The following is a 23,942-nucleotide window of genomic DNA, read 5'->3' on the forward strand; positions in this document are numbered from 1 at the left end:
GCGCATCATGGACGCCACATCTCTTGCAACGCTCTGGGCCACGATCGCCCTGGTCATCTTTTTGGGTATCGCCATCTACATCAAGGTGCCCCGCCTGATCGCCAAGGCGCTCGATGCCCGCGCCGCCAGGATCAGCAGCGAGCTTGACGAGGCGCGCAGGCTGCGCGAGGAGGCCCAGCAGTTGCTTGGCCAATACCAGCGCAAGCGCAAGGAAGCCGAGCAGGAGGCCGCAGACATCGTCGCCGCGGCCAAGCGCGAAGCCGAACTGCTCGCCGCCGAGGCGCACAAGAAGACCGAGGACTACGTCGCGCGGCGCACCGCTCTTGCCGAACAGAAGATCGGCCAGGCCGAGCGCGAGGCGATCGGCGAAGTGCGCGCCAGCGCCGTCGACATCGCCGTCGAAGCCGCTCGCACGCTGCTCGCCGGCAAGATCGACGCCAAGGCGGGAGCCGACCTGTTCAAGACCTCGCTCGCCGATGTGAAGGCGAAGCTGAACTGAGTTGATCGCATCGAACAATCAAAGGCTGCCTGGGAAACCCGGCGGCTTTTTTGTTGGCTGGGATAATCTCCCCCTCGAGGGGGAGATGTCGCCGAAGGCGACAGAGGGGGTCGGTACGTCCTGGCGCGACCTTCTGTCCGGCGAAAGAGCAGGTCGGCGCTTCACGCGCGGCGACCCCCTCTGGCCTGTCGGCCATCTCGCCCCTCCAGGGTTTCTCGTGGGGGGAGATATGCGCTCGGCTGCTTTCGCCCTAATCCAGCCCGGCGAAGCTCTCTTCTTCCACCACCTCGGCACCTTCAAGCCTGAATGGCGCGAACGACACGCGGTGCAGCCGCGCCACCGGCCCGTGCGTCTCGATCGCGGTGCGATGGCGGACCGTGGCATAGCCCATATGCACTTCGAAGCCGTAGTGCTGGTGATGGCTGCCGCAGCCGCACATCATGCGGTCGCGCATCACCTTGGCGACGATCGAGGCGGCGGCGATGGATTGCGAGCGCTGGTCGCCCTTGATCAGCGCGCGCCCCGTGCAAGGCAGGCCCGGCGGCACGTCGCGCCCATCGGCAAGCGCGAGCTTCGGCTGCACCGGCAGGCCGGCGACCGCACGGCGCATCGCCTCCAGGCTCGCCTTGAGGATGTTGCTGCCGTCAATGCCCTCGGCGCTGACCGAGGCCATCGACACGCCGAGCGCGGAGCCGATGATGCGCACGAACAGCGCCTCGCGTTGCAAATGGCTGAGCCGTTTGGAATCGTCGAGGCCGTCAGGGATGTTGGCAGGGTCGAGCACGACCGCAGCCGCCACCACCGGTCCGGCCAGCGGGCCGCGTCCGGCCTCGTCCATCCCCGCGACCGGCCACAGGCCTTCGGCCATCGCCTTCGTCTCGAAGGAGAAATCGGGTTTCTCGACGATTTCGAAGAGAGGCGGAGAATCAGAACGCGCGCGAGCCATGTTGCGGCGAGGTTCGCATCGGCTCTGATTCTCCGCAAGTCCCTCCGGGTCGGGTGGGGCGCCGGACCGGGAGGGCACCGTCTGCAGGCCGGGGCAGGCCGGACGGGATTTTTTCGCCACGGCGGCAAACAGCCGCGGTCGTTCAAAGCAGCATCAACTGCTCCTGGTCCTTGCCGGCGGCGACGAACTGGTCGGTCCGCAGCGTGCGCCGCTCGGCATTGAGACCGAGCCGCTTGGCGGTGATTTCGAAGCGCCGGCCGATCTGCCAGGCGTAAGGACCCGCGCCCTTCATGCGCTTGCCCCATTCCGAATCGTAATCCTTGCCCTCGCGCATCGAGCGGATCAGCGACATCACATGGCGATAGCGGTCGGGATAGTGGCGCAGCAGCCAGTCCTTGAAGATCGGGCTGACCTCGAGCGGCAGACGCAGCACGACATAGCCCGCCTCGCGTGCGCCGGCATGGTGCGCCGAATCGAGGATGCGTTCCATCTCCTGGTCGGTCAGCCCGGGGATGATCGGCGCCACCATGACCGAAGCAGGGATGCCGGCATCCGCAAGCTGCCTGATCGCCTCCAGCCGCTTGGCCGGCGTCGAGGCGCGTGGCTCCATGGTGCGCGCCAGCATGCGGTCGAGCGTCGTCACCGACAACGCCACCTTGGCGAGGCCCCGTTCGGCCATGCGTGACAAGATGTCGATATCGCGCGTCACCAGAGCGGATTTGGTGACGATGCCGACCGGGTGGCCGCGCGCCTCCAGCACTTCGAGGATCTCGCGCATGATCCGGTACTGCTTCTCGATCGGCTGGTAGGGATCGGTATTGGTGCCGATGGCGATGGTCCGCGGCTGGTAACCGTCCTTCGACAGTTCCTTGTCGAGCAGGCGCGCCGCGTCGGGCTTGGCGAACAGCTTGGATTCGAAATCCAGCCCCGGCGACAGGCCCATGAAACTGTGCGTAGGCCGCGCAAAGCAATAGACGCAGCCATGCTCGCAGCCGCGATAGGGATTGATCGAGCGGTCGAACGAGATGTCGGGCGATTCATTGCGGGTGATGATGGTACGCGGCTTCTCGACCTGTACCTCGGTCTTGAAGGGAGGCAGTTCCTCCAGCGAGTTCCAGCCATCGTCGAAGACATGCCGGCTGACCGGCTCGAACCGACCGGACGGGTTGATGCCTGCCGACCGGCCGCGGTTGCGGTCGGGGCGGACGCGCATGCCGTTCTGCTCGATCATCGCGTTGGCCATTTCGGCTCGTCCTGCTCCGAAGGCGGCAATGTCGGCGCGCATGATCGGTTCCATCTTCGCCCGCTCCCAGGGACTGTCCATGTTGTTTCGAATCGCTCTGCTCATGAATTTAATCCTATTTGCCGAACGAGAACAAAGCAAGAACTTTCTATGGTGCGCCGCAAAAACTGGCGCTGCGTTCCGCTTTCCGCTATTCGGCACACGATGCTCACCGTTCTTATCGAGACCCACAATGACGAGGAGGGCCTCGCCCGCACGCTGGCGACGCTGATCGGCGGCGCGGTCGAGGGCGTGGTGCGCGAGGTCATCGTCTGCGACACCGGTTCCACCGACCAGACCCATCGCGTCGCCGAGCATGCCGGGTGCCAGTATGCGACCGACGGCGTCGCGGCGGCCATCCGGCACGCGAAAGGCGATTGGCTGTTGCTGCTGGAACCGGGCGCGCGGCTGGTCGACGGATGGATCGACGATGTCGTTGCGCATACAGCGAGGCAAACCATGGCGGCGCGGTTTTCACGCACACGCGCCGGCCGCGCGCCATTCCTGGCCCGTATCTTCTCGGGAAACCGTGCCTTGGCCGACGGGCTGCTGATCAGCAAGCGCCAGGCCACATCCTTGTCGAAAAGAGCCGGCAGCGCCGAGGCTCTCGCTCGCGGCCTGGCGACCAAGCGGCTGGATGCCGAAATCTGGGCCGCTCCGGCAAAACAAGAGCACCGCCCGTCCAAATGATTTTGCAGCTGCTCTGTCTACGTGCGTTGCACATGTGACGCGCAGCTAGCTTCCGATCACGCGGGTGCCGGCGCGCAGGCCGCGGCTGATGAAGGAAGTGGTTTCGGTGTCTCGCGGTCCTCGCGCCGGCGCTTCCACGGCGAGCCGGTCATTCGCTAAAACGCATCTCCACAGGCATCCAGCGAAGACGACGTCTGGCTTGACGCTCTGCCTTGCTTTCCGCGTCGTAGTCGACCGGGATCGGTTCCTGACTGAACGACCTTTGATCGTCCAGGGCGTTGATGATGACGATTGCCCTGGCATCGTCCTCTCCGGCGATTGCGGCGGTATAGACACCGCATTCACCGCAGATCAGGTAGTCGGCCGTCCCCAATCCAAAACGGTATTTCTTCAATCGCTGGATGTCCTTGACTGAGATGACCAGCCTGCCGTCCGGATCGGCGACGGCGCGCGAGCCATGCTTGGTACAGAACGAGCACTGGCAGGCGCGAACCTCGATTGTCGATGGATCGAGCTCGGTTGAAAATCGAAGGCGTATGTTGCCGCAATGGCACCCGCCATTATGCACTGTCATCGCGTCCGCCCGTCTTCAACGGCGATGGCCGCCGCCGCGAGACGATACGTCCTGCCGCATCCGGTTTGGAATGGTCTTTCGAAGGCGAAGGCGGTGTTCTGCCTGGCAAACGCGGCGTGAAACCAGCGCCTTGCCTCGGCTTTCACGGAGCCGACATGCCGCGCCGCAGGTGCTCGTCCAGGCGCGGCATGATCTCGACGAAGTTGCAGGGCATGTGCCGGTAGTCGAGCTGCGCCTTCAAGATGCCGTCCCAGGCATCCTTGCAGGCGCCGGGCGAGCCCGGCAGCACGAAGACGAAGGTGGCGTTGACGACGCCGCCGGTCGCCCGGCTCTGGATCGTGGAGGTGCCGATCTTGTCGTAGGAAATGCGGTGGAACACCTCGGAAAAACCATCCATGCGCTTTTCGAAGATCGGCTCCAGCGCGTCCGGCGTCACGTCGCGCCCGGTGAAGCCGGTGCCGCCGGTGGTGATGACGACGTCGATGTCCTTGTCACGCGACCACGCCAGAACCTTGTCGCGGATCTTGTCGCGGTCGTCGGTGACAATGTCGCGGGCGGCGAGGATGTGGCCGGCATCCGCGATGCGATCGGCCAGCGTCTGGCCGGACCTGTCGTCGGCAAGGCTGCGCGTGTCGGAAACGGTCAGCACCGCGATGCGGACCGGAATGAAGGAACGGCTCTCGTCAGTCCTGGCCATGGGCATCTGCCTCCGCCGTCATGCTGCGCGTCGCGGCGACGAACCAGTCGGGTTGCCGGGCGCGGATGTCCGCGGCCGCGCGCTTGGCGACATTGCCGGTCTCGAACAGGCCGAAGCACGTGGCGCCGGAACCCGACATGCGGGCACAACCGGCCCCGGCCTTGTTCAGCACCGAAAGTGCCTTGCCGATGGCGGGCTCGATGGCGCGGGCCGCCGGCTCGAGATCGTTGCGCGTTATCTCCAGCCAGTTGCGCAGGCCGTGGAAGTCAACCACATGCGGCAGCGGCGGCAGCGCATCATTGTCGCGCCGCGACAGCGCGTTGAATACGTCGGCGGTCGAGACCGCCTTGCCGGGATTGACCAGCACCAGTCCGAGCGCCGAGAAATCAGGCACGATCGACAGCTCCTCGCCGATGCCGCGTGCAATCAGCGGCCTGGCTGCCAGACACATGGGAATATCGGCGCCAAGCGAAAGCCCGATCCGCGCCAGCGCGACATCGTCGATGTCGAGTTGCCAGCTTGCCGCAAGCCCACGCAGAACTGCTGCCGCATCGCTCGACCCGCCGCCGACGCCGGAAGCGACGGGCAGGTTCTTTTCGAGCTTGATGGCGACCGGCGGCGTGCCGCGAGGACCGGCTGCCTGCCGCAGCGCGTCACGCGCCCTGAGCACCAGATTGCTGCCGTCGACGGGAACATCCGGAGCGTAGCGGCCGGACACGCTGAAATCGTCTCGCTCGGCAAGCGCGATCTCGATCCTGTCGCCAAAGCGCGTGAACACCGCCAGGCTTTCGATCAGATGATACCCGTCATCGCGCCTGCCGGTGACATGCAGAGCGAGGTTTATCTTGGCGGGCGCCGGCCATATCCGGACGCGCTGGCCGGATTCCAGGCTCTCGATTGCGAGTGAAATGAGGATCAGTCCTTGGCCAGCCGGTACTCGCCGGTCTTCGGATCCTTCACCAGCGTCCCCATCGCGCCGTTTGCCGTCTGCTTTTCGGTGCGCCGCACCTTGGCGGTTACACGCTCGGCCTCGCGGATGAAGGTGCGGTAGCCAAAATAAGCGGCGATCCCGACGACGGCGAAGAAAATGATCTGCGGCATATCAAAACTCCTCCCACGCTGGGCCGGCGAAGGGCGGCCGGTCGGGTCGGTTGGCGCATGTCGTCCAAAGGCGGTTTCTGGAGAAAAACGACATGCATGGAACTTCGAGGTTCATGCTAGACGGTTTTGCCGGGTTTTCAAAGCCCGAAGCGCGCCCACAAAGCGCGCTCTTGCGCCGCATCGATCACGCCCCCGGTGGCAGCGGCGGCAATATCGGGCGCCGAAAATCCCTTGCTCGAGCCGAACAGCCCGAAGCGGCCGAACAAACCGCGCGGCGCCGAGATCAGCTTGAGTTGGGTTTTCGCCCCGAACCGCGTCTTGAGCACGGATCGCATGTCGCCGAGCGCATCGACAAGCCCAAGCTCCAGGCCGCGCTTGCCGGTCCAGAACAGGCCCGTGAACAGGTCGGGATCGTCCTTGAGCTTGGTGCCGCGCCGCTCCTTGACCAGATCGATGAAGGTTTCGTGCACTTCGAGCTGCAGCGCCTTCAGCCGTTCGATGTCTTCCTTTTTCTCGGGCTTGAATGGATCAAGCACCGACTTGTTCTGGCCAGCGGTGTGGACGCGGCGCTCGACGCCGATCTTCTTCATCAGCTCCGGGAAGCCGAACGAAGCCGAGACCACGCCGATCGAGCCGACGATGGACGACGGGTCGGCGAAAATCTCATCGCCGGCGACCGCGATCATGTAGCCGCCCGAGGCAGCGACGTCCTCGACGAAGACCAGCACCTTTCTGTTCTTCTCGATCGCGAGGTCGCGGATACGCTTGAAGATCAGCCGCGACTGCACCGGCGAGCCCCCGGGCGAATTGATGGAGATGGCGATGGCAGGCGCGTCGAAGGAAAACGCCTTTTCGATCAGCCCGGCGGTGGAGGCAAGCGACAGGCTGGGACGGAACGGGCCGCCGCCCGCCAGGATGGTGCCGTGCAACCGGATAACCGGAATGGTGACGACCGTGGAACGCCAGGATTTCGGCAGCAGGCGGTTGAAAAGGCGTTTCACTGAGGTCGATCTCCGCTCGATGGGTTGCCAGCATGTAGGAATTTCAAGGCCAACGGCAATGCCGCGGCCATCGCGGCCAGTTTGTGTTCAATCTCCGAACAGGGAGGCGAGGCCGTTGTTGATCATCTCCGTCCGTTCCGACGGGCCGTCGCCCGTCTGCGCGTGAAGCATCAACGGCGGCCGGATGGCGAGTTTGCCGCGCGCCCCGAACGTTGCCCTGACGATGATGCGGATCGCCGCGGCATCGGGACGGGGATGCACGGCCAGCATCTCGGCGTCGCCGAAACGGCCCGCGATCGCATCGAGAAGCGAACCGAGTTGCTCGGGCCGCGCGATGACGGCAAGCCCGCCGCGCGGCCTGACCACTGCTGCGGCACTGCGGATCCAGCCCTCTAACAGCCCGTCCTCCATGACATGCGCTTCCTTTCTCAAGCGCTCGGGCGTGGCGCGGTCCTGCGCGGCGTTGAAGGGCGGATTCATGATGACGAAATCGAAATCATTGTCGCCGAGGCCGGCCGCCGTCCTGGCGCGGCCCGAAAGCGCGACATTGGCGACGAGCACCGAAGCGCGGTCGACGAGGTGAGCGTTGCCGGGATGCGCGAGCGTGGCCGCGGCGAAAGCCGCCATTTCCGGCGCGCGTTCGACCAGCACGGCCCGGGCCGTCGGGCAGCGCGCCAGAACGGCAAGTGCCGCGGCACCGGCGCCGGCGCCGAAATCGGCGAGACGCCCGCCGAAGGAGGACGGCACGGCAGCCGCCAGCATCATGGCGTCCATGCCGGCGCGATGGCCGCCATGCTTGGGCTGCACCAGCCAGAACCGGCCGCGATGGAAGGCATCGACCGTGTGGGCTGGCGTGTCCGGGGCGAGGGCGGCTGGCGCGGCGGACATTATTTTTGGCGGATCTCGTTGGCGATGCCGGCATCCGTCAGGATGCGCCGCGCCGCGTCGGCCTTGTCGGCGTCGACCATGACGCGCCGCGGCAGGATGCCGAGCGAGCCGTCGAGCACGCTCATATTCTGGTCGGCCACGAAGCAGCCGATGCCGGCATCGCGCATCAGCGATTCGACGAAGGAGATGATGACCGCGTCGTTGGTGCGAATGAGCTCTATCATCTGACGAAACTCTCAGTTTGCCGCGTTCATGTAAACGCATGCGAGGCCCGAAACCAGAGAAGCCGCGCCAATTCGCCACTTGCCGTGGCCGCGTTCGCCGCCCTAGAGTCCGTAACGGAACTAAGGGTGCCGTCGCACGCGTTACATCAGACGGGAGAGTTTGTCGTGGGTGTCGTTCTCAACATCGAAAACGGAAAGCGGGAACCCGCCTCCATCAAGGATCTGATCGACCTGACGGCGGCCGACATGGGGCGCGTCAACGAATTGATCCTGTCGAAGGCCGGATCCGATGTCGAGATGATCCCGGAGGTCGCCAACCACTTGATCTCGTCGGGCGGCAAGCGGCTCAGGCCAATGCTGACGCTCGCCGCCGCACAGATGTTCGGCTATGCCGGCGAGGGCCACGTCAAGCTCGCCACATCGGTCGAGTTCATGCACACGGCGACGCTGCTCCACGACGACGTCGTCGACGAGAGCGGCATGCGACGCGGCAAGAAGACGGCCCGCATGATCTGGGGCAACCAGGCGAGCGTGCTGGTCGGCGACTTCCTGCTTGGCCAGGCATTCCGCATGATGGTCGATGTCGGTTCGCTGGAGGCGCTCGACATCCTGTCGAGCGCGGCCTCGATCATCGCCGAGGGCGAGGTCATGCAGCTTGCCGCCGCCAAGAACCTGGAGACCACCGAGGACGAGCATTTCGCCGTCATCAAGGCCAAGACCGCGGCCTTGTTCTCGGCTGCCGCCGAGGTCGGCCCCGTCATCGCCCAGGCGACGCGCAACGACCGCGCTGCCTTGCGCTCCTACGGCATGAATCTCGGGCTCGCCTTCCAGCTGATCGACGATGCGCTGGACTATGGCGGCACCAGCAAGGATCTGGGCAAGAATGTCGGCGACGATTTTCGCGAGGGCAAGGTGACGCTGCCGGTCATTCTCGCCTACCGGCGCGGCAGCAAGGCCGAGCGCACCTTCTGGAAGCGGGCCATCGAGGACAATGTCACCGATGACGCCGGCCTCGAAAAGGCGATCGGGCTGATGACCCACCACGGCGCGATCGCCGACACGATCGGGCGCGCCCGTCATTTCGGCGAGATCGCCCGCGACGCGCTGGCGCCGCTGGAGGCGACGCCGCAGAAATCGGCGCTGATCGACGTCATCGATTTCTGCATCAGCCGGGTGAACTGAGCCGCTGCCTTTCACGCAGCTCTCCTTTGGCTCGTGCTGGGGAGAAATCCGTGAATCCGTCTCCGCCGCCTCGACAAGCTGCCCAGCTGCAAATTATCTATAAAACATGGCAAAGGGCACGGACGACACCATCGCGGTGCGCATCGGCAAGGTTCTGGCGGATCGCATCATCTCGGGCGCGATCGAGCCGGGCGCCCGGTTGCGGCAGGACCATGTCGCCGAGGAGTTTAACACCAGCCATGTGCCCGTGCGCGAGGCCTTTCGCCGCCTCGAGGCGCAAGGCCTCGCCGTCAGCGAACCGCGCCGCGGCGTGCGCGTGGCGGCTTTCGACCTCGGCGAGGTCAAGGAGGTCGCCGAAATGCGGGCGGCGCTCGAAGTGCTGGCGCTGCGCCACGCGGCGCCGCATCTGACCTCCGCTATTCTCGATCGGGCCGAGGAGGCCAGCAAGGCCGGCGACAAATCCCGGGACGTCAGGTCGTGGGAAGAAGCCAACCGCGCCTTTCACCGGTTGATCCTGACGCCATGCGGCATGTCGCGTCTTCTCGCCACCATCGATGACCTGCACGCCGCAAGCGCCCGTTTCCTGTTCGCCGCATGGCGTTCGGAATGGGAGACCCGTACCGACCAGGACCACCGGGCGATATTGGCCGCCTTGCGGCAGGGCAACACCGAATCGGCCGCGGCGACATTGGGGCGGCACGTGCAATGGATTGGCCGCAAGCCGGTCAGGACAGCCTCCGGCACCACGCGAGAGGCCTTCGCGATCGTGGGCTAACCGCCTTGCGCAAGGCATGCCTTGCCATCGTCCGAAAATTGTGGCTTCGATAATAGATCGAAGGCAAAAATTATCTATAATTTTGGATCGACCAAGGGAGCCCCTATGACCGACATCGCGTTCTCGTCCGCAAAACCGTCCTTCAGCCCGCTCCGGCTTCAGGAGCGATCGCTCGGCTGGCAGGCGGGCGCCGTCGTGCTCGGCACCCTGTTCCTGGCGCTGTCCTCCTACATCGAGGTGCCGATGGTGCCGGTTCCGGTGACGATGCAGACCTTTGCCGTGACGCTGGTCGGCGCGCTCTACGGCTGGCGGCTGGGCGCGATCACCATCGCCGCCTGGCTGGCCGAGGGTGCGGTCGGCTTCCCGGTTCTGGCCGGCGGGGCTGCCGGCGTACAACATTTCATTGGTCCGACGGGCGGCTACCTCTTCGCCTTCCCGGTTGTCGGCGCACTGGTCGGCTGGCTGGCGGAGCGCGGTTGGAACGGCGGCAGGGTCGTGCTTGCCTTTGCCGCCATGCTGCTCGGCAACCTGCTGTGCCTAGCCCTTGGCACGGCGTGGCTCGCCGTCATCATCGGCGCCGAGAAGGCTGTTGCCTTCGGCTTCCTGCCGTTTGTCCTCGGTGGCCTGCTCAAGTCGGCGCTTGGCGCCGCCACGCTGATGGCGCTCCCGCGCGGCAAGGCGAAATAGCGCCAGCCGTGACGATAAGGCTGCGCGCTCATCACCTCTTTTGCCTGCTCACCTATGTGGGCAAGGGATACAGCCCCGCATTCACGGCCAACTACGACGGCATCGCGCAGCCCCTTGGCCGGGGCGAGGACATACTGGTCGTGTCCGGCCCGGACGACATCTGCGCACCGTTGCTGGATGAACAGGAGCCACATTGCCTGCGGGACAGCGCCGCCGAGCGGGACCGGCTTGCCGCCCACGATGTCGGCGCCTTGCTCGGGCGACCAATCCGGGCCGGTGCGCGCCTCGATCGCGGTGCGGACATGCTGGCGCGGATGCGGCAGGCCTTCTCGGCCGGCCTCACGCGCGGAGCCTGCCAGGGCTGCGAATGGAGCGGCCTGTGCAGCGCGGTGGCGTCAGGCGGATATCAGGGCGCGCGCCTGCGGCCCTCCGGTCTTCGGGCACTCCTGACGCCGATGCGCCGGTTTCGGGCTGAAAGCCGTTCTTTGCCGGCATGGTTTGTTAATCGGGTGACCCGATTGTGAATTCGAGGCGGATTGAAGCGTGACCCCAAAAAGGCCATGCTTTTCTCCGAAAGATCGAATCTACGTCGATCCCGCTGACGCGGAGATGGCGCCTGGCTGAAAGGGATACGATGCAGCAGGGACGTGCGCGCTGGCTGACAAGGCTGGCACTTGTGACGGGCATGGCGATTTCGGCGCTGCCGGCCTATGCCAAGCAGACCACCGAACCGGTGAAGATCACATCTTTCTCGGGAGCCTATCTGGCTGCCCGGATCGCCGAGGGTGACAACGACCTGGATAATGCCATTGCCTACTACAAGCAGGCCCTGGCCTTCGATCCAAGCGATACGGGCCTGCAGCAGAGCCTGATGCTGTCGCTGATCGCGCAAGGCCGCTTCGACGAATCCCTTGTCTATGCCGACAAGCTCAAGGAAGTTCCCGACGTCGAACGGTTCTCGCGCCTGGCGCTGGCGGTCGATTCCTTCCACAAGAAGGATTTTTCCAAGGCGCAGTATTGGTTGAAGCTGTCGCTGGAATCCGATCTCGACCGGCTGATCTCCGGCGTCATGTCCGGCTGGGCCCAAGAGGGCGCCGGCGACCCCAGCGAGGCGATGGCATCCATCGACAAGCTGCAGGGGCCGGACTGGTTCGGCCTGTTCAAATCCTTCCACCGCGCGCTGATCGCCGACGCGTCCAACATGCCTGAGAAGGCCGACGCGATCTATGCCGCGACCATGCAGGACACCGCCGCCGGCAGCGCGGCTCCCGAAACATGGATGCGCAATGCGCAGGCCTATGCCTCGTTCCTGGCCCGCAAGGGCGACACGGCCAAGGCGGTATCGGTGCTCGATCAGGCCGAGGCGTTTTCGCCGGGCAAGCTGGAAATTGTCGCCTTGCGCGACAGGATCAGCAAGGGCGACAAGATCCCGCCCTTCATAGCCGGCCCATCCGACGGCGCCTCCGAGATATTGCTCGATCTGGCAACCGCGCTCAATCGCGGCGGCGGTGAGCCTTTCGTCAGGCTCTATCTGCAATATGCGCTGGCGCTGAAACCCGACAGCGATGCCGCCCTGGTGCAGCTTGCCGCCGTTTCCGAACAGCTGAAGGACGGCGAGGGGGCCATCGCGCTCTACCGACGGATACCGGATACCTCGCCGCTGAAGGAGCTTTCGGACTTACAGCTTGGCCTCAACCTGGCCGATCTCGATCGCCATGACGAGGCGATCACGCATCTGAAGGCCTTCGTCGATAAGCATCCCAACGACATGCGCGCCTATCTGGCGCTTGGTGGGGTCTATTCGTCGAAGGAGGATTTCCGTTCCGCCGCCAATCTCTACGACAAGGCCGTCGAGGCGCTGAAGACGCCGACCGCCGCCAACTGGAATATCTTCTACCAGCGGGGCATCGCCTATGAGCGGCTGAAGGAATGGCCGAAGGCCGAGCCGAATTTCCGCAAGGCGCTGGAATTGCAGCCCGACCAGCCGCAGGTGCTGAACTATCTCGGCTATTCCTGGGTCGACATGAATATGAACCTGAAGGAAGGCCTGGCGATGATACAGAAGGCCGTCGATCTCAGGCCGAGCGACGGTTACATCGTCGACTCGCTGGGCTGGGCCTATTTCCGCCTCGGCAGGTACGATGACGCGGTGCGCGAAATGGAACGCGCGGTGTCGCTGAAGCCGGAAGATCCGGTGCTGAACGACCATCTCGGCGACGCCTATTGGCGCGTCGGCCGCAAGCTGGAAGCCACCTTCCAGTGGAACCAGGCGCGCGACCTGAAGCCGGATCCCGACGTGCTTGCCGCCTTGCAGCAGAAGCTGATGAAGGGCCTGCCGCCGATCGAGTCCAACACGGCGCAGGAAACCCCCAAGGTCAAGCCGGCACCGGCTGCGCCGAAGGGCTAAGATGAAATGATGTTGCTCGCGAACGGGGCCCTTGTCGGGCTCCGTTTTCGTTGGCAGCCACGTCAGAACAGCTTGCGGTAGACGACGAAGCCCGAGCGTTCGCCGATCCTGTCGTAGAGCTTCATGGCGGTGTGATTGGTCTCGTGCGTCAGCCAGTACACCCGGCCCGAACCGGCCGCCTGCGCCCGCTCGTAGACGCCCTCGATGAGAGCCCGGCCGATGCCCTTGCCGCGCAAGGTCTCGTCGGTGAAAAGATCCTGCAGGTAGCAGTTTGGCGCGATCGCCGTGGTGCTGCGATGGAAGAGGTAGTGCACGAGGCCGACGAGCCGTCCTTCACTTTCGGCAACCAGCGCATGCACCGGCTCATAGGCGTCGAAGAAGCGCGACCATGTCATGGCGGTGATCTCGCTTGCCAGCGCCGTCTCGCCCGAGCGCCCGTAAAACGCGTTGTAGCCGTCCCACAGCGGCAGCCATTGCGCGAAATCCTGGCGCGTGACCGGGCGGACGGTGATGAAGTTGGGCATGGCTGACCTGTTGTCTGGCGAGGCGGAGTTGTGAGCGTTCACCAGAAGGCACGCGCTCATGGCCGGCAATGGGCCAGCCGCTCGCAAAGCTTTCGACATGCCTCGCGCCGCCCGCGCCTTGCTTGACGCTTCGCCGCCGTGTCTCTAGGACGGGGCCGCAAGTCAGCCCTTGCAGCCGAGGCCACCGTGACGATTGAAATCCCCGCCCATATGCATCCCAGCCGCTCCTTTCAGGGGCTGATCCTGACTCTGCACAATTACTGGGCGGACTATGGCTGCGTGATCCTCCAGCCCTACGACATGGAGGTCGGTGCCGGCACCTTCCATCCGGCCACGACGCTGCGGGCGCTTGGACCGAGGCGCTGGAACGCCGCCTACGTCCAGCCTTCGCGCCGCCCCAAGGACGGCCGCTACGGAGAGAATCCGAACCGGCTGCAGCACTACTACCAGTATCAGGTGATCCTGAAGCCCAATCCGCCCAATCTGCAGGAGCTCTATCTCGGCTCTTTGGCGGCGATCGGCATCGACCCGCTGCTGCATGACATCCGCTTTGTCGAAGACGATTGGGAAAGCCCGACGCTGGGCGCCTGGGGCCTTGGCTGGGAATGCTGGTGCGACGGCATGGAGGTGTCGCAGTTCACCTACTTCCAGCAGGTCTGCGGCATCGAATGCGCGCCGGTTGCGGGCGAGCTCACTTATGGTCTGGAACGGCTGGCCATGTATGTGCAGGGCGTCGACAATGTCTACGACCTCAATTTCAACGGCCGCGACGGCGCCGACAAGGTCACCTACGGCGATGTCTTCCTGCAGGCCGAGCAGGAATATTCGCGTCACAATTTCGAATACGCCGACACGACGATGCTGCTGCGCCACTTCGACGATGCCGAGGCCGAATGCAAGGCACTGCTCGATGCCGGTGCGCCCGCATCGAACGACAATCTGCCTGTGCACCGCATGGTGTTTCCCGCCTACGACCAGTGCATCAAGGCCAGTCACGTCTTCAACCTGCTCGACGCGCGCGGCGTGATCTCCGTCACCGAGCGGCAGAGCTACATCCTGCGCGTGCGCAATCTGGCGAAAGCCTGTGGCGAGGCGTTCTTGAAGACGCAGGCCGGCGGATTGGCGGCCTGATCTCAGGCACCCTCCCTCATCAAATCGAGGGAAGCGTTGATCGGCGATAGAATCTGGCCGCTCGGGCCGGCTATAATGCGCAATGCTTGGCGCACGCCCGGCATCGAGAAGGCGCCATGGGCCTGAGCGGTGAAGCAGGCGCTGAGCGCCAGGATTTGCAAAAGTCTGGATACCGTTTTCATGGTCGTTCAGCCAATAGCTCTCTGCCTGAGCGTGGGTCGCTTCAGCGCTGCGTTCGGTTCATGGAAATCTTTGATCCAAGGACGGGTGGGATCATCCCGTCCCGACAGGACGCCCAAAATTTCTGGAAAGGGTGACAGCGGCCAGCCGAGTTGCTATGGCCTCTTTACCTCCCCCTGGATGGGGGAGGTCGCCGCGAAGCGGCGGGTGGGGGTGACAGCGCGACTTCTCATGCCGAAACTCGATCGGTTCAAACTGCGGTCGGCGCAACGGCTTCGTGCGGCGATGACCGACGAAGAACGCATCTTGTGGCGGCACCTATGGCGCATCCCGGTGGAAAGGCACTCATTTCGCAAGCAGGCGTCGGTCGGTATTTACTTCCCTGATTTCATCTCGCACCGCCTGAAGCTGATCATCGAGGTGGACGGCGCTCACCACAGTTTCGATCGTCAGCAACGACACGACGAAATTCGGACAAAATGGTTCGAAAGTCAGGGCTATCGTGTCATCCGCTTCTGGAACCACGAAATCAAAAACGAACTGGATTCCGTGCTCGATACGATCTATGCGGCGGTGGAAGAACGAAATCAGACCTTCGCCCGTCAGACGCCGAAGGCGCTTGAGATTGAGACGCCGCCACCCCACCCCGGCGCTGACGCGCCGACCCTCCCCATCGAGGGGAGGGTGAGGAGCTATCCATGCCTGACCTGCTTCTAGAACTTCGCTCCGAGGAAATCCCGGCCCAGCCGCGCGCCCGCAACGCCGGAGGCGCGAGGACGCGCGAACAGGAAAATGGCATGCAGGCGGAGACACTCTGATGCCGGACCTTTTGCTCGAACTTCGCTCCGAGGAAATCCCGGCCCAGCCGCGCGCCCGCAGCGCCGGAGGCTCGAGGACGCGCGAACAGGAAAATGGCATGCGGGCGGAGACACTCTGATGCCGGATCTTTTGCTCGAACTTCGCTCCGAGGAAATCCCGGCCCGCATGCAGCGCAAGGCGGCGGGCGATCTGAGGAAGATGCTGACCGACGGCCTGGTCGAGGCAGGGCTGACCTACGAGGCGGCGCGCGAGTACTGGACACCGCGGCGACTGGCGCTCGACATCAGGGGCCTGACCGCGCGCTCGAAGGACATCAGCGAGGAGATCAAGGGGCCGTCGACGACGGCGCCGGAACAGGCGGTCCAGGGCTTCCTGCGCAAGGCCGGGCTTTCCTCGGTCGCCGAGGCACACGTCCATTCCGACCCGAAGAAAGGCGATTTCTACGTCGCCCATGTCTCGAAGCCGGGCAGGGCGGCGGAAGAGATCATCGCCGGGCTGGTGCCTGACATCATCCGCAATTTCCCGTGGCCGAAATCGATGCGTTGGGGGCCGGCCTCGGCCAAGCCCGGCTCGCTGCGCTGGGTACGGCCGCTGCAATCGATCCTGTGCACCTTCGGTCCGGAAACCGAGGAGCCGGTCGTGGTCGATTTCGAGATCGACGGCATCCGTTCGGGCAATGTCACTTACGGCCACCGCTTTCACGCGCCCGGCGAAATCACCGTGCGCCGCTTCGACGATTATGTAAGCAAGCTGGAAGCGGCCAAGGTCGTGCTCGACGCCGACCGGCGCAAGGAGATCATCCTTGCCGATGCCCGCAACCTCGCTTTCGCCAACGGGCTGGATCTGGTCGAGGACGAGGGGCTTTTGGAAGAGGTGTCCGGGCTGGTGGAATGGCCTGTCGTGCTGATGGGCGCGTTCGAAGACGCTTTCCTGGCCATTCCGGCCGAGGTGATCCGCCTGACCATCCGCGCCAACCAGAAGTGCTTTGTGACATCGCGCCCAATCTCCCCCCTCGAGGGGGAGATGTCGGCGAAGCCGACAGAGGGGGTCGGCACGACGGGACGCGACTCCCTTTCGCACACAGAGGACGCCGGCGCTCCACATGAGACGACCCCCTCTGCCCTGCCGGGCATCTCCCCCTCAAGGGGGGAGATCAGCGAACTTTCCAACCGCTTCATCCTCACCGCCAACATCGAGGCGAGCGACGGCGGCAAGGAGATCGCCCAGGGCAACGGCAAGGTGGTGCGCGCGCGCCTCTCCGACGCGCTCTATTTCTGGACGACCGACCAGGGCGATCTGCCCGATCTCGCCGAGCTCGAGGCGTCGGCGAGAAAGTTCGGGCTTGACCTGAAGAAGCCTCTCGACCAGCGCATCGCGCGCCTCGACCACCTCAATGTGACCTTCCATGCCAAGCTTGGCACGCAGGGCGCGCGCGTGGAGCGGATCAGGCGATTGGCGGAGGAACTGGCGCCGCTCGTCGGCGCCGATCCCGCGCTCGCCGCTCGCGCCGCGGTTCTCGCCAAGGCCGATCTGACCACCGAAGTGGTCGGCGAGTTTCCCGAATTGCAGGGCGCCATGGGCCGCAAATACGCGTTGCTCCAGGGCGAGCATCCGTCCGTGGCGGCAGCCATCGAAGAGCACTACAAACCGCAGGGGCCGTCCGATTACGTGCCGAGCGATCCGGTGTCGATCGCCGTCGCGCTCGCCGACAAGCTGGATACGCTTGTCGGCTTCTGGGCCATCGATGAAAAACCGACCGGCTCGAAGGATCCTTACGCGCTGCGCCGCGCTGCGCTCGGCGTGGTGAGGATTTTGGTCGAGAACCGCATTCGACTGGGGCTGACGACGATCTTCGGCAGCGCCTCCATGAATTACACGGTTGGCAGTACGGATCAGGTCCGAGACCTCCTCGCCTTCTTCCACGACCGCCTGAAAGTCTACCTGCGCGATCAGGGCGCTCGCCACGACCTGATCGACGCTGTCATCACGCCGCAGTCGGATGACCTGCTGCAGATCGTACGCCGCGTCGAGGCGCTCGGCACTTTCCTCGACACCGAGAACGGCAAGAACCTGCTTGCCGGCACCAAGCGCGCGGCCAATATTTTGGCTGCCGAGGAGAAGAAGAAAACGGCGATCGCCGAAACCGTCGAGCCCGCGCTGTTCCGCGAGGATGCCGAGAAATCGCTGTTCGCGGCGGTGAATCAGGCCGAGAAGCAAGCCGGCGAAGCGATTCAAAACGAAGACTTTTCCGCCGCCATGCTGGCGCTTAGCGTTTTGCGCGAACCGGTTGATTCATTCTTTGAACGCGTTCTCGTGAATGATGAGGATCAGGCCGTGCGCGCCAATCGATTGGCGCTGCTCGCCCGCATCCGCGCGGCCACCGACCAGGTTGCGGATTTCTCCAAGATCGCGGGCTAGAGACTTCAGGCGGCGACACTCGTCCACGGCGCAAAAGCGGCCTGTCCGGCAATGGTGCCGGACGCCGGACCGACGTCAAGACAGCCGCTACTTGAGCTTGCCGACTCCAGGGACGGGCTGCTGCGCTGCCGCCGCCGGCGCGGCTGCCGGTGATGTCGCCGGGGTCTTCTGCCCATTCGCCGCCGGTGCCGTCGAAGCGGTGGCGGTTGCAGGGGCAGTGGCCGGCACCTTGGCCTGCGCGGGCGTCGAGAAGGCGCTGCCGACGATACCGCCGCGAATGATCATCGGGTTTTGCAGGAAGCCGTGCCGCGCCTCAGGCGCGTTCGGGATCGCCGCCACCTTTTCATAGGTGACGTCAGGTTCACCGAGCGCGGTGACCGACCGCGTATCGCCTGCCTGGGCAGCGTCGGCTGCCTCCAGCGTGACAATGGAAGGCGTTGCGGACGGCGCTCCGGGAAAGACCAGTGACGAGGCCTGGGCCCCGCCGGCCATCGCCGCCAGAGTGACACCCAGCGTTCCCCAAATACGCACAGACACGATGAAAGCTCCCCATTACCCGGAAGCCCCACGATAGCGGGTCGGAATTGATGCCGGCTTTCGCGGAACCGTAGCATTTTAGGGATTGTTAAATCGCCAAGGGCCGGGCTTGCCCCTTGGACGCCATCGTACTACGCAGCCGGCATTCGTGAGGTGACCAGAGTGGCTGAAATTCTTGCCGTCGGCGAGGCGATGGAACGGGCATTGGCGCTGCTTGAAAGCGGCGAGGTGGTCGCCATTCCGACCGAGACCGTCTATGGGCTCGCCGGCGACGCCACCAACGGCATCGGCGTGGCGCGCATCTTCGAGGCCAAGGGGCGGCCGCGCTTCAACCCTCTGATCGCCCATATCGCCGATATGGAGATGGCCGAGCGCATCGCTGTGTTCGATCCGCTGTCGAGGAAATTGGCGCTTGCGTTCTGGCCAGGTCCTTTGACGCTGGTGCTGCCGCAGCGGCCCGGCAACGGCACCCATCCTTTGGTCACCGCCGGGCTCGACACGATCGCCTTGCGCATGCCGAGGGGCTTTGGCGGCGACCTGATTGCAAGGCTCGGCCGGCCGCTTGCGGCCCCCAGCGCCAATTCCTCCGGCAGGATCAGCGCGACGACGGCGCAAGCCGTGGCGGCTGATCTCGGCGCACGCATAAAGCTGGTCGTCGATGGCGGGGCGACGCCGGTCGGGCTGGAATCGACCATCGTCAAGGCCGAAGAGGGAAAATTGCGTCTGCTGAGGCCCGGCGGGATTGCCGCCCAGGAAATCGAGGCGGTCGTCGGCATGGAGTTGTTGCGCGGCGCCGACGCCGGTGTCGAGGCGCCGGGCATGCTTGCCTCGCACTATGCGCCTGACGCCGCGGTGCGGCTCAACGCCGGGACCGTCGGCGAAGGCGAGGCGCTGCTGGCCTTCGGCAAACGTCGCGCTGAAGGCTGGCAAAACGCGGCCGCCTGCCTCAATCTGTCCGAGGCTGGCGACCTGCGCGAAGCGGCGAGCAATCTTTTCGCCTACATGCAGGAACTCGATCGCAGCGGCGCGCGGATCATCGCCGTCGAACCCGTTCCCTTCGACGGGCTCGGCGAAGCGATCAACGATCGGCTTTCGCGGGCCGCCGCGCCGCGTGACAATAGCTTGCCGCCAACATAGTTTCGCGCACATGACCGACATCGCCGAGATTCCCGACACCGCTCTCATCGACCGCTTCGCGGCGATCGTCGGTGAGAAATACGCGCTGCGCGACCAGCGCGATATAGCACCCTACATCACCGAACGGCGCGGGCTGTGGCATGGCGCGACATCGCTTGTGCTGCGGCCAGGCAGTGTGGAGGAGGTCAGCCGGATCATGCGGCTGGCGACCGAGACGGCAACGCCGGTCGTGCCGCAAAGCGGCAATACCGGGCTGGTCGGCGCCCAGGTGCCGGACAACTCCGGCCGCGAGATCGTGCTGTCCCTGTCGCGGCTGAACCGCATCCGCGAGATCGATGTCTTGTCCAACACCGTGACGGCGGAGGCCGGCGTCATCTTGCAGACGTTGCAGGAAGCGGCCGATGCCGCCGACCGGCTGTTTCCGCTGTCGCTGGCCGCGCAGGGCTCCTGCCAGATCGGCGGCAACCTTTCCTCCAATGCCGGCGGCACCGGCGTGCTGGCCTATGGCAATGCGCGCGAGCTTTGCCTTGGCGTCGAGGTGGTGCTGCCGACGGGCGAAGTGTTCGACGATCTGCGCAAGCTGAAGAAGGACAATACCGGCTACGACCTCAAGAACCTGTTCGTCGGCGCCGAAGGTACGCTCGGCATCATCACGGCCGCGGTGCTGAAACTGTTCCCGAAGCCGAAAGGTCGCGAGGTCGCGTTCGTCGGCCTGCCGTCGGCCGCGGCGGCGCTGTCGCTGTTCAGCCTGGCGACGGACCGCGCCGGCGCCGCGCTCACCGCCTTCGAACTGATCGGCAAGCGGCCCTACGATTTCACGCTGGCGCATGCCCAGGGCGTGGTGCGGCCGCTGGCGCAGGATTGGCCGTGGTATGTGCTGATGCAGATCTCGTCCGGCCGTTCACCGGAAGATGCCAGGGCCCTGATCGAGGACGTGCTCGGGGCCGGGCTGGAACAGGAAGTCGTCGGCGATGCGGTGATCGCGGCCAGCCTTGCGCAAGGCGATGCCTTCTGGAATTTTCGCGAGGTGCTGCCCGACGCGCAGAAGCCCGAGGGCGCCTCGATCAAGCATGACATTTCGGTCCCGGTGGCATCGATCCCACGTTTCATCGAAGAGGCCGCCGGCGCGGTGGCTTCGGTCAGCCCCGGAGCGCGCGTGGTCTGCTTCGGCCATATGGGCGACGGCAATCTCCACTATAACATCTCGCGGCCAGTCGACGGCGACGACCAGGCGTTCCTCGATCTCTACCACCCCATGAACAAGGCCGTGCACGACGTCGTGCGCTCCTTCCACGGCTCGATCTCGGCCGAGCACGGCATCGGCCAGTTGAAGCGGGACGAACTGATCGCCACCGCCCCGCCGATGGCGATCGACCTGATGCGCAGGGTCAAGCAGGCCTTCGACCCGGCCGGCATCATGAATCCTGGTAAGGTTATCTGATCCTTTCGGATTCAAGCGCTCGGTCGCATTCCGATAACCATCCCCGTGATCAGCAAAATTTAACCGACTTTCTTAAGCGCGGCGGTAAGGAGGCCGCGCTACTGTTTCCCCATAACGAGGCCGGGAAAACTGGCCCGGAGAGAACCGGACACCGGCTCTCAGGAGAAACAGGAAGGCATTCAATGAACACTGGACTGAAGCCAGTCTGGGCGGGACGCAACATGCGCCTCGACCCATTCCGCCTGCCGCAGGTGGTAAGCTACGCCACGCGCGACGACTATGGCGACGTGACCTTCACCATCGACCACCGTGGCGCCGTGATCCGCCGCCTGCTCGAGATGAGCGGCGTACCGGCGATCATCGCTCTGCCCGCCAATGCGTTCCGCGGCGTTGCCGCCCGCGCGATGGAGGACCCGGAAGGTAACGTCACGGTGACTTTGGAACTCCTGCACAATGATCCGATGCTGTCGGTGCCGCTGCTGGTGGCCGACGATCTCGACGACGTCGCCGCCGACTGGCGCGCCTGGGCCGACGCCTATCGCCTGCCGATGCTGTTGATCGAATCGGACGGCATCGCCCGCACGCTGGAGGAATCGCTCGGCGCCGCCATCAAGACGCTGCCGCCGCAGGACCGCCGCAAGGGCCGCGTTTCGACCATGCGCCGCCCGCGCTTCCTCGCCCGCCGCAGGGCGGGTGACCTCGGTCTCAGGCTGGTGATCGGCGGCGAGGAGATCATCGCGCGCGAATAGGCTGAAATTCTGTCTGGAAGGCTGGCGCCGGCTAGCGCCACCTTCTCTCCGTAAACGGGGAGAAGGAAAAGAAAACTACACCAGTGGCTTCAGCGCCACCCACAGCGCGCCGCCGATGAGGCCGAGGAAGATCAGCCAGCCGACCTGGTTGTTCGACCTGAACAGCCGCAGGCATTGATCCGGATTGTCGATATCCAGCACCAGGATCTGCCGCGCCATGTGGGCGCCGGCGGCGATAAGTCCGGCCAGAGCCACGACAGGGGCCTGCGCTGACGCGAAGGCGATGGCGAAGCAGACAAGCGCGCCGCCGTAAAGCCCGGCCAGCCACGACTTGGTATTGTCGCCGAACAGGCGCGCGGTCGAGCGTACGCCGACGATGGCGTCGTCTTCCTTGTCCTGGTGCGCATAGATCGTGTCGTAGCCGATCACCCACAGGATCGAGCCGAGATAGAGCATGACGGCCGGCCCGTCGAGGTCGCCGAACTCAACCGCCCATCCCATCAGCGCGCCCCAGGAAAAGGCAAGGCCGAGAACCAGTTGCGGCCAGTTGGTGATCCGCTTCATGAATGGATAGATGGCGACGATGGCCAGCGAGCAGACGCCGAGCAGGACGGCGAAGCTGTTGAACTGCAAGAGCACGGCAAGTCCGACCAGTGCCTGCAGGATGACAAACAGCCACGCCCCACGCCGCGTGACCTTGCCCGACGGAAGCGGCCGCGAGCGCGTGCGCTCGACCTGATTGTCGATGTCTTCGTCAGCCAAGTCGTTGTAGGTGCAGCCGGCGCCGCGCATGGCGATGGCGCCGGCCAGGAACAGCACGAGATACAAGGGCGCCGGCAGCAGTGAAAGCAGCGGATCGCCCGGGCGCGGGTAGGCGCTGGCCGCGAGAGCCGCGGACCACCAGCACGGCCACAAAAGCAACTGCCAGCCGATCGGCCGGTCCCATCGGGCAAGCTGTGCGTAGGGCCATATCGGCCGCGGCAGCACGCGGTAGACCCAATGGCCGTTCGGCGCGTCGGCGACGCGGCCCTGGGCTGCTTTCGACTGAACCGTTTCCATGACGATGGAGTGGCAGCAGCCGCGCAAACCGTCAAGCGGCGAGCAGGGCAGTGGCATTCGTCAGCGCTTCAGGAGGCGAAGATGTCGCGGGTGGAGAACCAGCCCTTTGCCACGTCGATGAAGGCCAGCACGGCATTGGGCAGGTGCTGATGCGTGTCATGGGTGAGGATGATGCGCTGCATGGGCAGCGGATCGGAAAGCGGTTTGCAGACGAGAGGCAAGCCGTCATAGCTGCGGTCGCCATGCGGCCTCGTGTAACTGACGGCGACGCCGAAGCCGTTGGCCACCATGCTGCGCTGGAGTTCGAACGAGCTTGTCTGCCTGTCGGCGACCGGCGACAGGCCACGGCTGCGGAACAGGTCCAGCATGTGCTGCCAGCTATGCGGCTGGTCCGTCGTGATCAGCGGATAGGCGGCCAGATCGGCCAGGCTGACATCGGGACGATCCGCCAGCGCGTGTCCAGCCGGCAAAAGCGCGTGCGGCCTGAGCTCATGCAGCAGGATGCGGGCGAAATGCGAAGGCAGCCCAAGATCATAGGTGAGCCCGAGGTCGACGGCGGCATCGCCGAGGCGCCGCCCGAGCGTCTCGAAGGTCTCGTCGCGCACGATCACTGCAACCTCAGGATGGCGTTCCGAGAAGGCGCGGATCAGGGCCGGCGCGAAATAAGGCGCCAGATCTTCGAAGCATCCGAGCACCAGTTCGCCCCCGAGCGCCGACTTGCGCGAGCCGAGACCGATGAGCTCGTCCGTCTCGGCAAGGACCTGTTTCGCCTTGGCCACCACGGCGCGGCCGAAGGATGTCAGCGAAACGCCGCTTCCGCGCTGGCGCACGAAGAGTTTCTGGCCGAAATCCTGTTCGACCGCGTCGATCGCCACCGAAATGGACGGCTGTGAGACGTTCAGCGCCCTGGCCGCGCCGGTAACGCTGCCGTGGCGAGCGACGGCAACCAGATAGCGCAGCTGCGTTAGGGTCAGACTCATAGAGTGGCACTATG

General features: G+C 64.9%; 26 protein-coding genes. 13 read left to right on the top strand and 13 right to left on the bottom strand.

Annotated features, from left to right (window positions below; genetic code table 11):
• The first annotated feature begins 7 nt into the window (after positions 1-7).
• Positions 8-499 carry a F0F1 ATP synthase subunit B gene (locus FJ490_RS01220; RefSeq protein ID WP_140514758.1) on the top strand — a complete coding sequence of 164 codons (492 nt, stop codon included), beginning with the start codon at positions 8-10 and terminating at the stop codon, positions 497-499.
• 250 nt (positions 500-749) lie between these two features.
• Here FJ490_RS01220 and FJ490_RS01225 read toward each other — a convergent pair whose 3' ends face one another.
• Both FJ490_RS01225 and FJ490_RS01230 read right to left on the bottom strand, forming a co-directional pair.
• On the bottom strand, positions 750-1,445 hold the full coding sequence (locus FJ490_RS01225) for a ribonuclease HII (RefSeq protein ID WP_140514759.1): 696 nt from the start codon (positions 1,443-1,445) through the stop codon (positions 750-752).
• 142 nt (positions 1,446-1,587) lie between these two features.
• Positions 1,588-2,742, bottom strand: coding sequence for a PA0069 family radical SAM protein (locus FJ490_RS01230; RefSeq protein WP_140728330.1), 1,155 nt, complete (start codon positions 2,740-2,742; stop codon positions 1,588-1,590).
• Positions 2,743-2,892: 150 nt separating this feature from the next.
• Here FJ490_RS01230 and FJ490_RS01235 point away from each other — a divergent pair, with 150 nt between their 5' ends.
• A complete protein-coding gene (locus FJ490_RS01235; RefSeq protein ID WP_140497972.1) occupies positions 2,893-3,417 on the top strand; it encodes a glycosyltransferase in 525 nt (174 codons plus the stop codon).
• Between the two features lie 148 nt (positions 3,418-3,565).
• On the opposite strand, the gene FJ490_RS01240 is transcribed toward FJ490_RS01235, so the two are convergent.
• The 7 genes from FJ490_RS01240 to FJ490_RS01270 all read right to left on the bottom strand — a co-directional run bounded on the left by FJ490_RS01240 (position 3,566) and on the right by FJ490_RS01270 (position 7,902).
• Complete coding sequence (locus tag FJ490_RS01240) at positions 3,566-3,811, bottom strand: hypothetical protein (RefSeq protein ID WP_140497974.1); 246 nt, start codon at positions 3,809-3,811, stop codon at positions 3,566-3,568.
• Between the two features lie 322 nt (positions 3,812-4,133).
• Entirely contained in the window at positions 4,134-4,688 is a 555-nt protein-coding gene (gene moaB, locus FJ490_RS01245; RefSeq protein ID WP_140497976.1) for a molybdenum cofactor biosynthesis protein B, read from the bottom strand.
• Complete coding sequence (locus FJ490_RS01250) at positions 4,675-5,577, bottom strand: 4-(cytidine 5'-diphospho)-2-C-methyl-D-erythritol kinase (protein WP_140497978.1); 903 nt, start codon at positions 5,575-5,577, stop codon at positions 4,675-4,677. The genes moaB and FJ490_RS01250 overlap by 14 nt, the downstream gene beginning before the upstream one ends.
• A 26-nt stretch (positions 5,578-5,603) precedes the next feature.
• The gene (locus tag FJ490_RS01255; protein WP_140497980.1) at positions 5,604-5,789 is read right to left on the bottom strand and encodes a hypothetical protein; all 186 of its coding nucleotides are present in this window, start codon (positions 5,787-5,789) and stop codon (positions 5,604-5,606) included.
• A gap of 137 nt (positions 5,790-5,926) precedes the next feature.
• Positions 5,927-6,790, bottom strand: a complete 864-nt coding sequence (locus FJ490_RS01260) for a S49 family peptidase (protein WP_140497982.1) — start codon at positions 6,788-6,790, stop codon at positions 5,927-5,929.
• Positions 6,791-6,877: 87 nt separating this feature from the next.
• Positions 6,878-7,678, bottom strand: coding sequence for a methyltransferase (locus FJ490_RS01265; protein WP_140497984.1), 801 nt, complete (start codon positions 7,676-7,678; stop codon positions 6,878-6,880).
• The gene (locus FJ490_RS01270) at positions 7,678-7,902 is read right to left on the bottom strand and encodes a DUF2007 domain-containing protein (RefSeq protein ID WP_135901951.1); all 225 of its coding nucleotides are present in this window, start codon (positions 7,900-7,902) and stop codon (positions 7,678-7,680) included. Before FJ490_RS01270 ends, FJ490_RS01265 begins: the two co-directional genes overlap by 1 nt.
• A 165-nt stretch (positions 7,903-8,067) precedes the next feature.
• Between FJ490_RS01270 and FJ490_RS01275 the strand changes: the two genes are divergently transcribed.
• The 5 genes from FJ490_RS01275 (at position 8,068) to FJ490_RS01295 (ending at position 12,953) form a co-directional block, all read left to right on the top strand.
• Positions 8,068-9,084 carry a polyprenyl synthetase family protein gene (locus FJ490_RS01275; protein WP_140514769.1) on the top strand — a complete coding sequence of 339 codons (1,017 nt, stop codon included), beginning with the start codon at positions 8,068-8,070 and terminating at the stop codon, positions 9,082-9,084.
• Between the two features lie 106 nt (positions 9,085-9,190).
• Complete coding sequence (locus FJ490_RS01280; protein ID WP_140497988.1) at positions 9,191-9,859, top strand: GntR family transcriptional regulator; 669 nt, start codon at positions 9,191-9,193, stop codon at positions 9,857-9,859.
• A 105-nt stretch (positions 9,860-9,964) separates the two neighbouring features.
• Positions 9,965-10,546, top strand: coding sequence for a biotin transporter BioY (locus FJ490_RS01285; RefSeq protein ID WP_140497991.1), 582 nt, complete (start codon positions 9,965-9,967; stop codon positions 10,544-10,546).
• 8 nt (positions 10,547-10,554) lie between these two features.
• The gene (locus FJ490_RS01290) at positions 10,555-11,070 is read left to right on the top strand and encodes a DUF1284 domain-containing protein (protein WP_140514773.1); all 516 of its coding nucleotides are present in this window, start codon (positions 10,555-10,557) and stop codon (positions 11,068-11,070) included.
• Positions 11,071-11,180: 110 nt separating this feature from the next.
• On the top strand, positions 11,181-12,953 hold the full coding sequence (locus FJ490_RS01295; protein ID WP_140514774.1) for a tetratricopeptide repeat protein: 1,773 nt from the start codon (positions 11,181-11,183) through the stop codon (positions 12,951-12,953).
• A 62-nt stretch (positions 12,954-13,015) separates the two neighbouring features.
• Here the strand turns inward: FJ490_RS01295 and FJ490_RS01300 are convergent, their stop codons facing one another.
• Positions 13,016-13,477 (bottom strand): GNAT family N-acetyltransferase, encoded by a 462-nt coding sequence (locus FJ490_RS01300; protein WP_140514776.1) that lies wholly within the window; start codon positions 13,475-13,477, stop codon positions 13,016-13,018.
• Between the two features lie 210 nt (positions 13,478-13,687).
• Here FJ490_RS01300 and FJ490_RS01305 point away from each other — a divergent pair, with 210 nt between their 5' ends.
• The 3 genes from FJ490_RS01305 (at position 13,688) to glyS (ending at position 18,025) form a co-directional block, all read left to right on the top strand.
• Positions 13,688-14,608 carry a glycine--tRNA ligase subunit alpha gene (locus FJ490_RS01305; RefSeq protein WP_181165179.1) on the top strand — a complete coding sequence of 307 codons (921 nt, stop codon included), beginning with the start codon at positions 13,688-13,690 and terminating at the stop codon, positions 14,606-14,608.
• A gap of 180 nt (positions 14,609-14,788) precedes the next feature.
• Positions 14,789-15,505, top strand: a complete 717-nt coding sequence (locus FJ490_RS01315; protein ID WP_246672590.1) for a DUF559 domain-containing protein — start codon at positions 14,789-14,791, stop codon at positions 15,503-15,505.
• Positions 15,506-15,724: 219 nt separating this feature from the next.
• Entirely contained in the window at positions 15,725-18,025 is a 2,301-nt protein-coding gene (glyS, locus tag FJ490_RS01320; protein ID WP_140728128.1) for a glycine--tRNA ligase subunit beta, read from the top strand.
• Positions 18,026-18,112: 87 nt separating this feature from the next.
• Here the strand turns inward: glyS and FJ490_RS01325 are convergent, their stop codons facing one another.
• Positions 18,113-18,562, bottom strand: coding sequence for a hypothetical protein (locus tag FJ490_RS01325; RefSeq protein ID WP_140728129.1), 450 nt, complete (start codon positions 18,560-18,562; stop codon positions 18,113-18,115).
• Positions 18,563-18,724: 162 nt separating this feature from the next.
• Here FJ490_RS01325 and FJ490_RS01330 point away from each other — a divergent pair, with 162 nt between their 5' ends.
• From FJ490_RS01330 to FJ490_RS01340, 3 genes are all read left to right on the top strand, one after another.
• A complete protein-coding gene (locus FJ490_RS01330; RefSeq protein WP_140762446.1) occupies positions 18,725-19,699 on the top strand; it encodes an L-threonylcarbamoyladenylate synthase in 975 nt (324 codons plus the stop codon).
• Between the two features lie 10 nt (positions 19,700-19,709).
• Complete coding sequence (locus FJ490_RS01335) at positions 19,710-21,140, top strand: FAD-binding oxidoreductase (protein ID WP_140558224.1); 1,431 nt, start codon at positions 19,710-19,712, stop codon at positions 21,138-21,140.
• A 182-nt stretch (positions 21,141-21,322) separates the two neighbouring features.
• On the top strand, positions 21,323-21,889 hold the full coding sequence (locus FJ490_RS01340; RefSeq protein ID WP_140498020.1) for a DUF6101 family protein: 567 nt from the start codon (positions 21,323-21,325) through the stop codon (positions 21,887-21,889).
• Positions 21,890-21,964: 75 nt separating this feature from the next.
• Here the strand turns inward: FJ490_RS01340 and ubiA are convergent, their stop codons facing one another.
• Positions 21,965-22,948 carry a 4-hydroxybenzoate octaprenyltransferase gene (gene ubiA, locus FJ490_RS01345; RefSeq protein WP_181165178.1) on the bottom strand — a complete coding sequence of 328 codons (984 nt, stop codon included), beginning with the start codon at positions 22,946-22,948 and terminating at the stop codon, positions 21,965-21,967.
• A gap of 68 nt (positions 22,949-23,016) precedes the next feature.
• Positions 23,017-23,928, bottom strand: a complete 912-nt coding sequence (locus FJ490_RS01350) for a LysR family transcriptional regulator (RefSeq protein WP_140728130.1) — start codon at positions 23,926-23,928, stop codon at positions 23,017-23,019.
• Positions 23,929-23,942: the final 14 nt, after the last annotated feature.

The sequence above is a fragment of the Mesorhizobium sp. B2-5-11 genome (assembly GCF_006440835.1).
Taxonomy (GTDB): domain Bacteria; phylum Pseudomonadota; class Alphaproteobacteria; order Rhizobiales; family Rhizobiaceae; genus Mesorhizobium.

Excerpts from the sequence above, each read along its gene's own strand:
- FJ490_RS01300 (WP_140514776.1), bottom strand. The coding sequence starts at position 13,477 with ATGCCCAACTTCATCACCGTCCGCCCGGTCACGCGCCAGGATTTCGCG.
- moaB (WP_140497976.1), bottom strand. The coding sequence starts at position 4,688 with ATGGCCAGGACTGACGAGAGCCGTTCCTTCATTCCGGTCCGCATCGCG.
- FJ490_RS01255 (WP_140497980.1), bottom strand. The coding sequence starts at position 5,789 with ATGCCGCAGATCATTTTCTTCGCCGTCGTCGGGATCGCCGCTTATTTT.
- FJ490_RS01295 (WP_140514774.1), top strand. The coding sequence starts at position 11,181 with ATGCAGCAGGGACGTGCGCGCTGGCTGACAAGGCTGGCACTTGTGACG.
- FJ490_RS01220 (WP_140514758.1), top strand. The coding sequence starts at position 8 with ATGGACGCCACATCTCTTGCAACGCTCTGGGCCACGATCGCCCTGGTC.
- FJ490_RS01235 (WP_140497972.1), top strand. The coding sequence starts at position 2,893 with ATGCTCACCGTTCTTATCGAGACCCACAATGACGAGGAGGGCCTCGCC.
- FJ490_RS01315 (WP_246672590.1), top strand. The coding sequence starts at position 14,789 with ATGGTCGTTCAGCCAATAGCTCTCTGCCTGAGCGTGGGTCGCTTCAGC.
- FJ490_RS01270 (WP_135901951.1), bottom strand. The coding sequence starts at position 7,902 with ATGATAGAGCTCATTCGCACCAACGACGCGGTCATCATCTCCTTCGTC.
- FJ490_RS01230 (WP_140728330.1), bottom strand. The coding sequence starts at position 2,742 with ATGGAACCGATCATGCGCGCCGACATTGCCGCCTTCGGAGCAGGACGA.
- FJ490_RS01225 (WP_140514759.1), bottom strand. The coding sequence starts at position 1,445 with ATGGCTCGCGCGCGTTCTGATTCTCCGCCTCTCTTCGAAATCGTCGAG.
- FJ490_RS01265 (WP_140497984.1), bottom strand. The coding sequence starts at position 7,678 with ATGTCCGCCGCGCCAGCCGCCCTCGCCCCGGACACGCCAGCCCACACG.
- FJ490_RS01305 (WP_181165179.1), top strand. The coding sequence starts at position 13,688 with ATGCATCCCAGCCGCTCCTTTCAGGGGCTGATCCTGACTCTGCACAAT.
- ubiA (WP_181165178.1), bottom strand. The coding sequence starts at position 22,948 with ATGGAAACGGTTCAGTCGAAAGCAGCCCAGGGCCGCGTCGCCGACGCG.
- FJ490_RS01280 (WP_140497988.1), top strand. The coding sequence starts at position 9,191 with ATGGCAAAGGGCACGGACGACACCATCGCGGTGCGCATCGGCAAGGTT.
- FJ490_RS01285 (WP_140497991.1), top strand. The coding sequence starts at position 9,965 with ATGACCGACATCGCGTTCTCGTCCGCAAAACCGTCCTTCAGCCCGCTC.
- glyS (WP_140728128.1), top strand. The coding sequence starts at position 15,725 with ATGCCGGATCTTTTGCTCGAACTTCGCTCCGAGGAAATCCCGGCCCGC.
- FJ490_RS01335 (WP_140558224.1), top strand. The coding sequence starts at position 19,710 with ATGACCGACATCGCCGAGATTCCCGACACCGCTCTCATCGACCGCTTC.
- FJ490_RS01350 (WP_140728130.1), bottom strand. The coding sequence starts at position 23,928 with ATGAGTCTGACCCTAACGCAGCTGCGCTATCTGGTTGCCGTCGCTCGC.
- FJ490_RS01340 (WP_140498020.1), top strand. The coding sequence starts at position 21,323 with ATGAACACTGGACTGAAGCCAGTCTGGGCGGGACGCAACATGCGCCTC.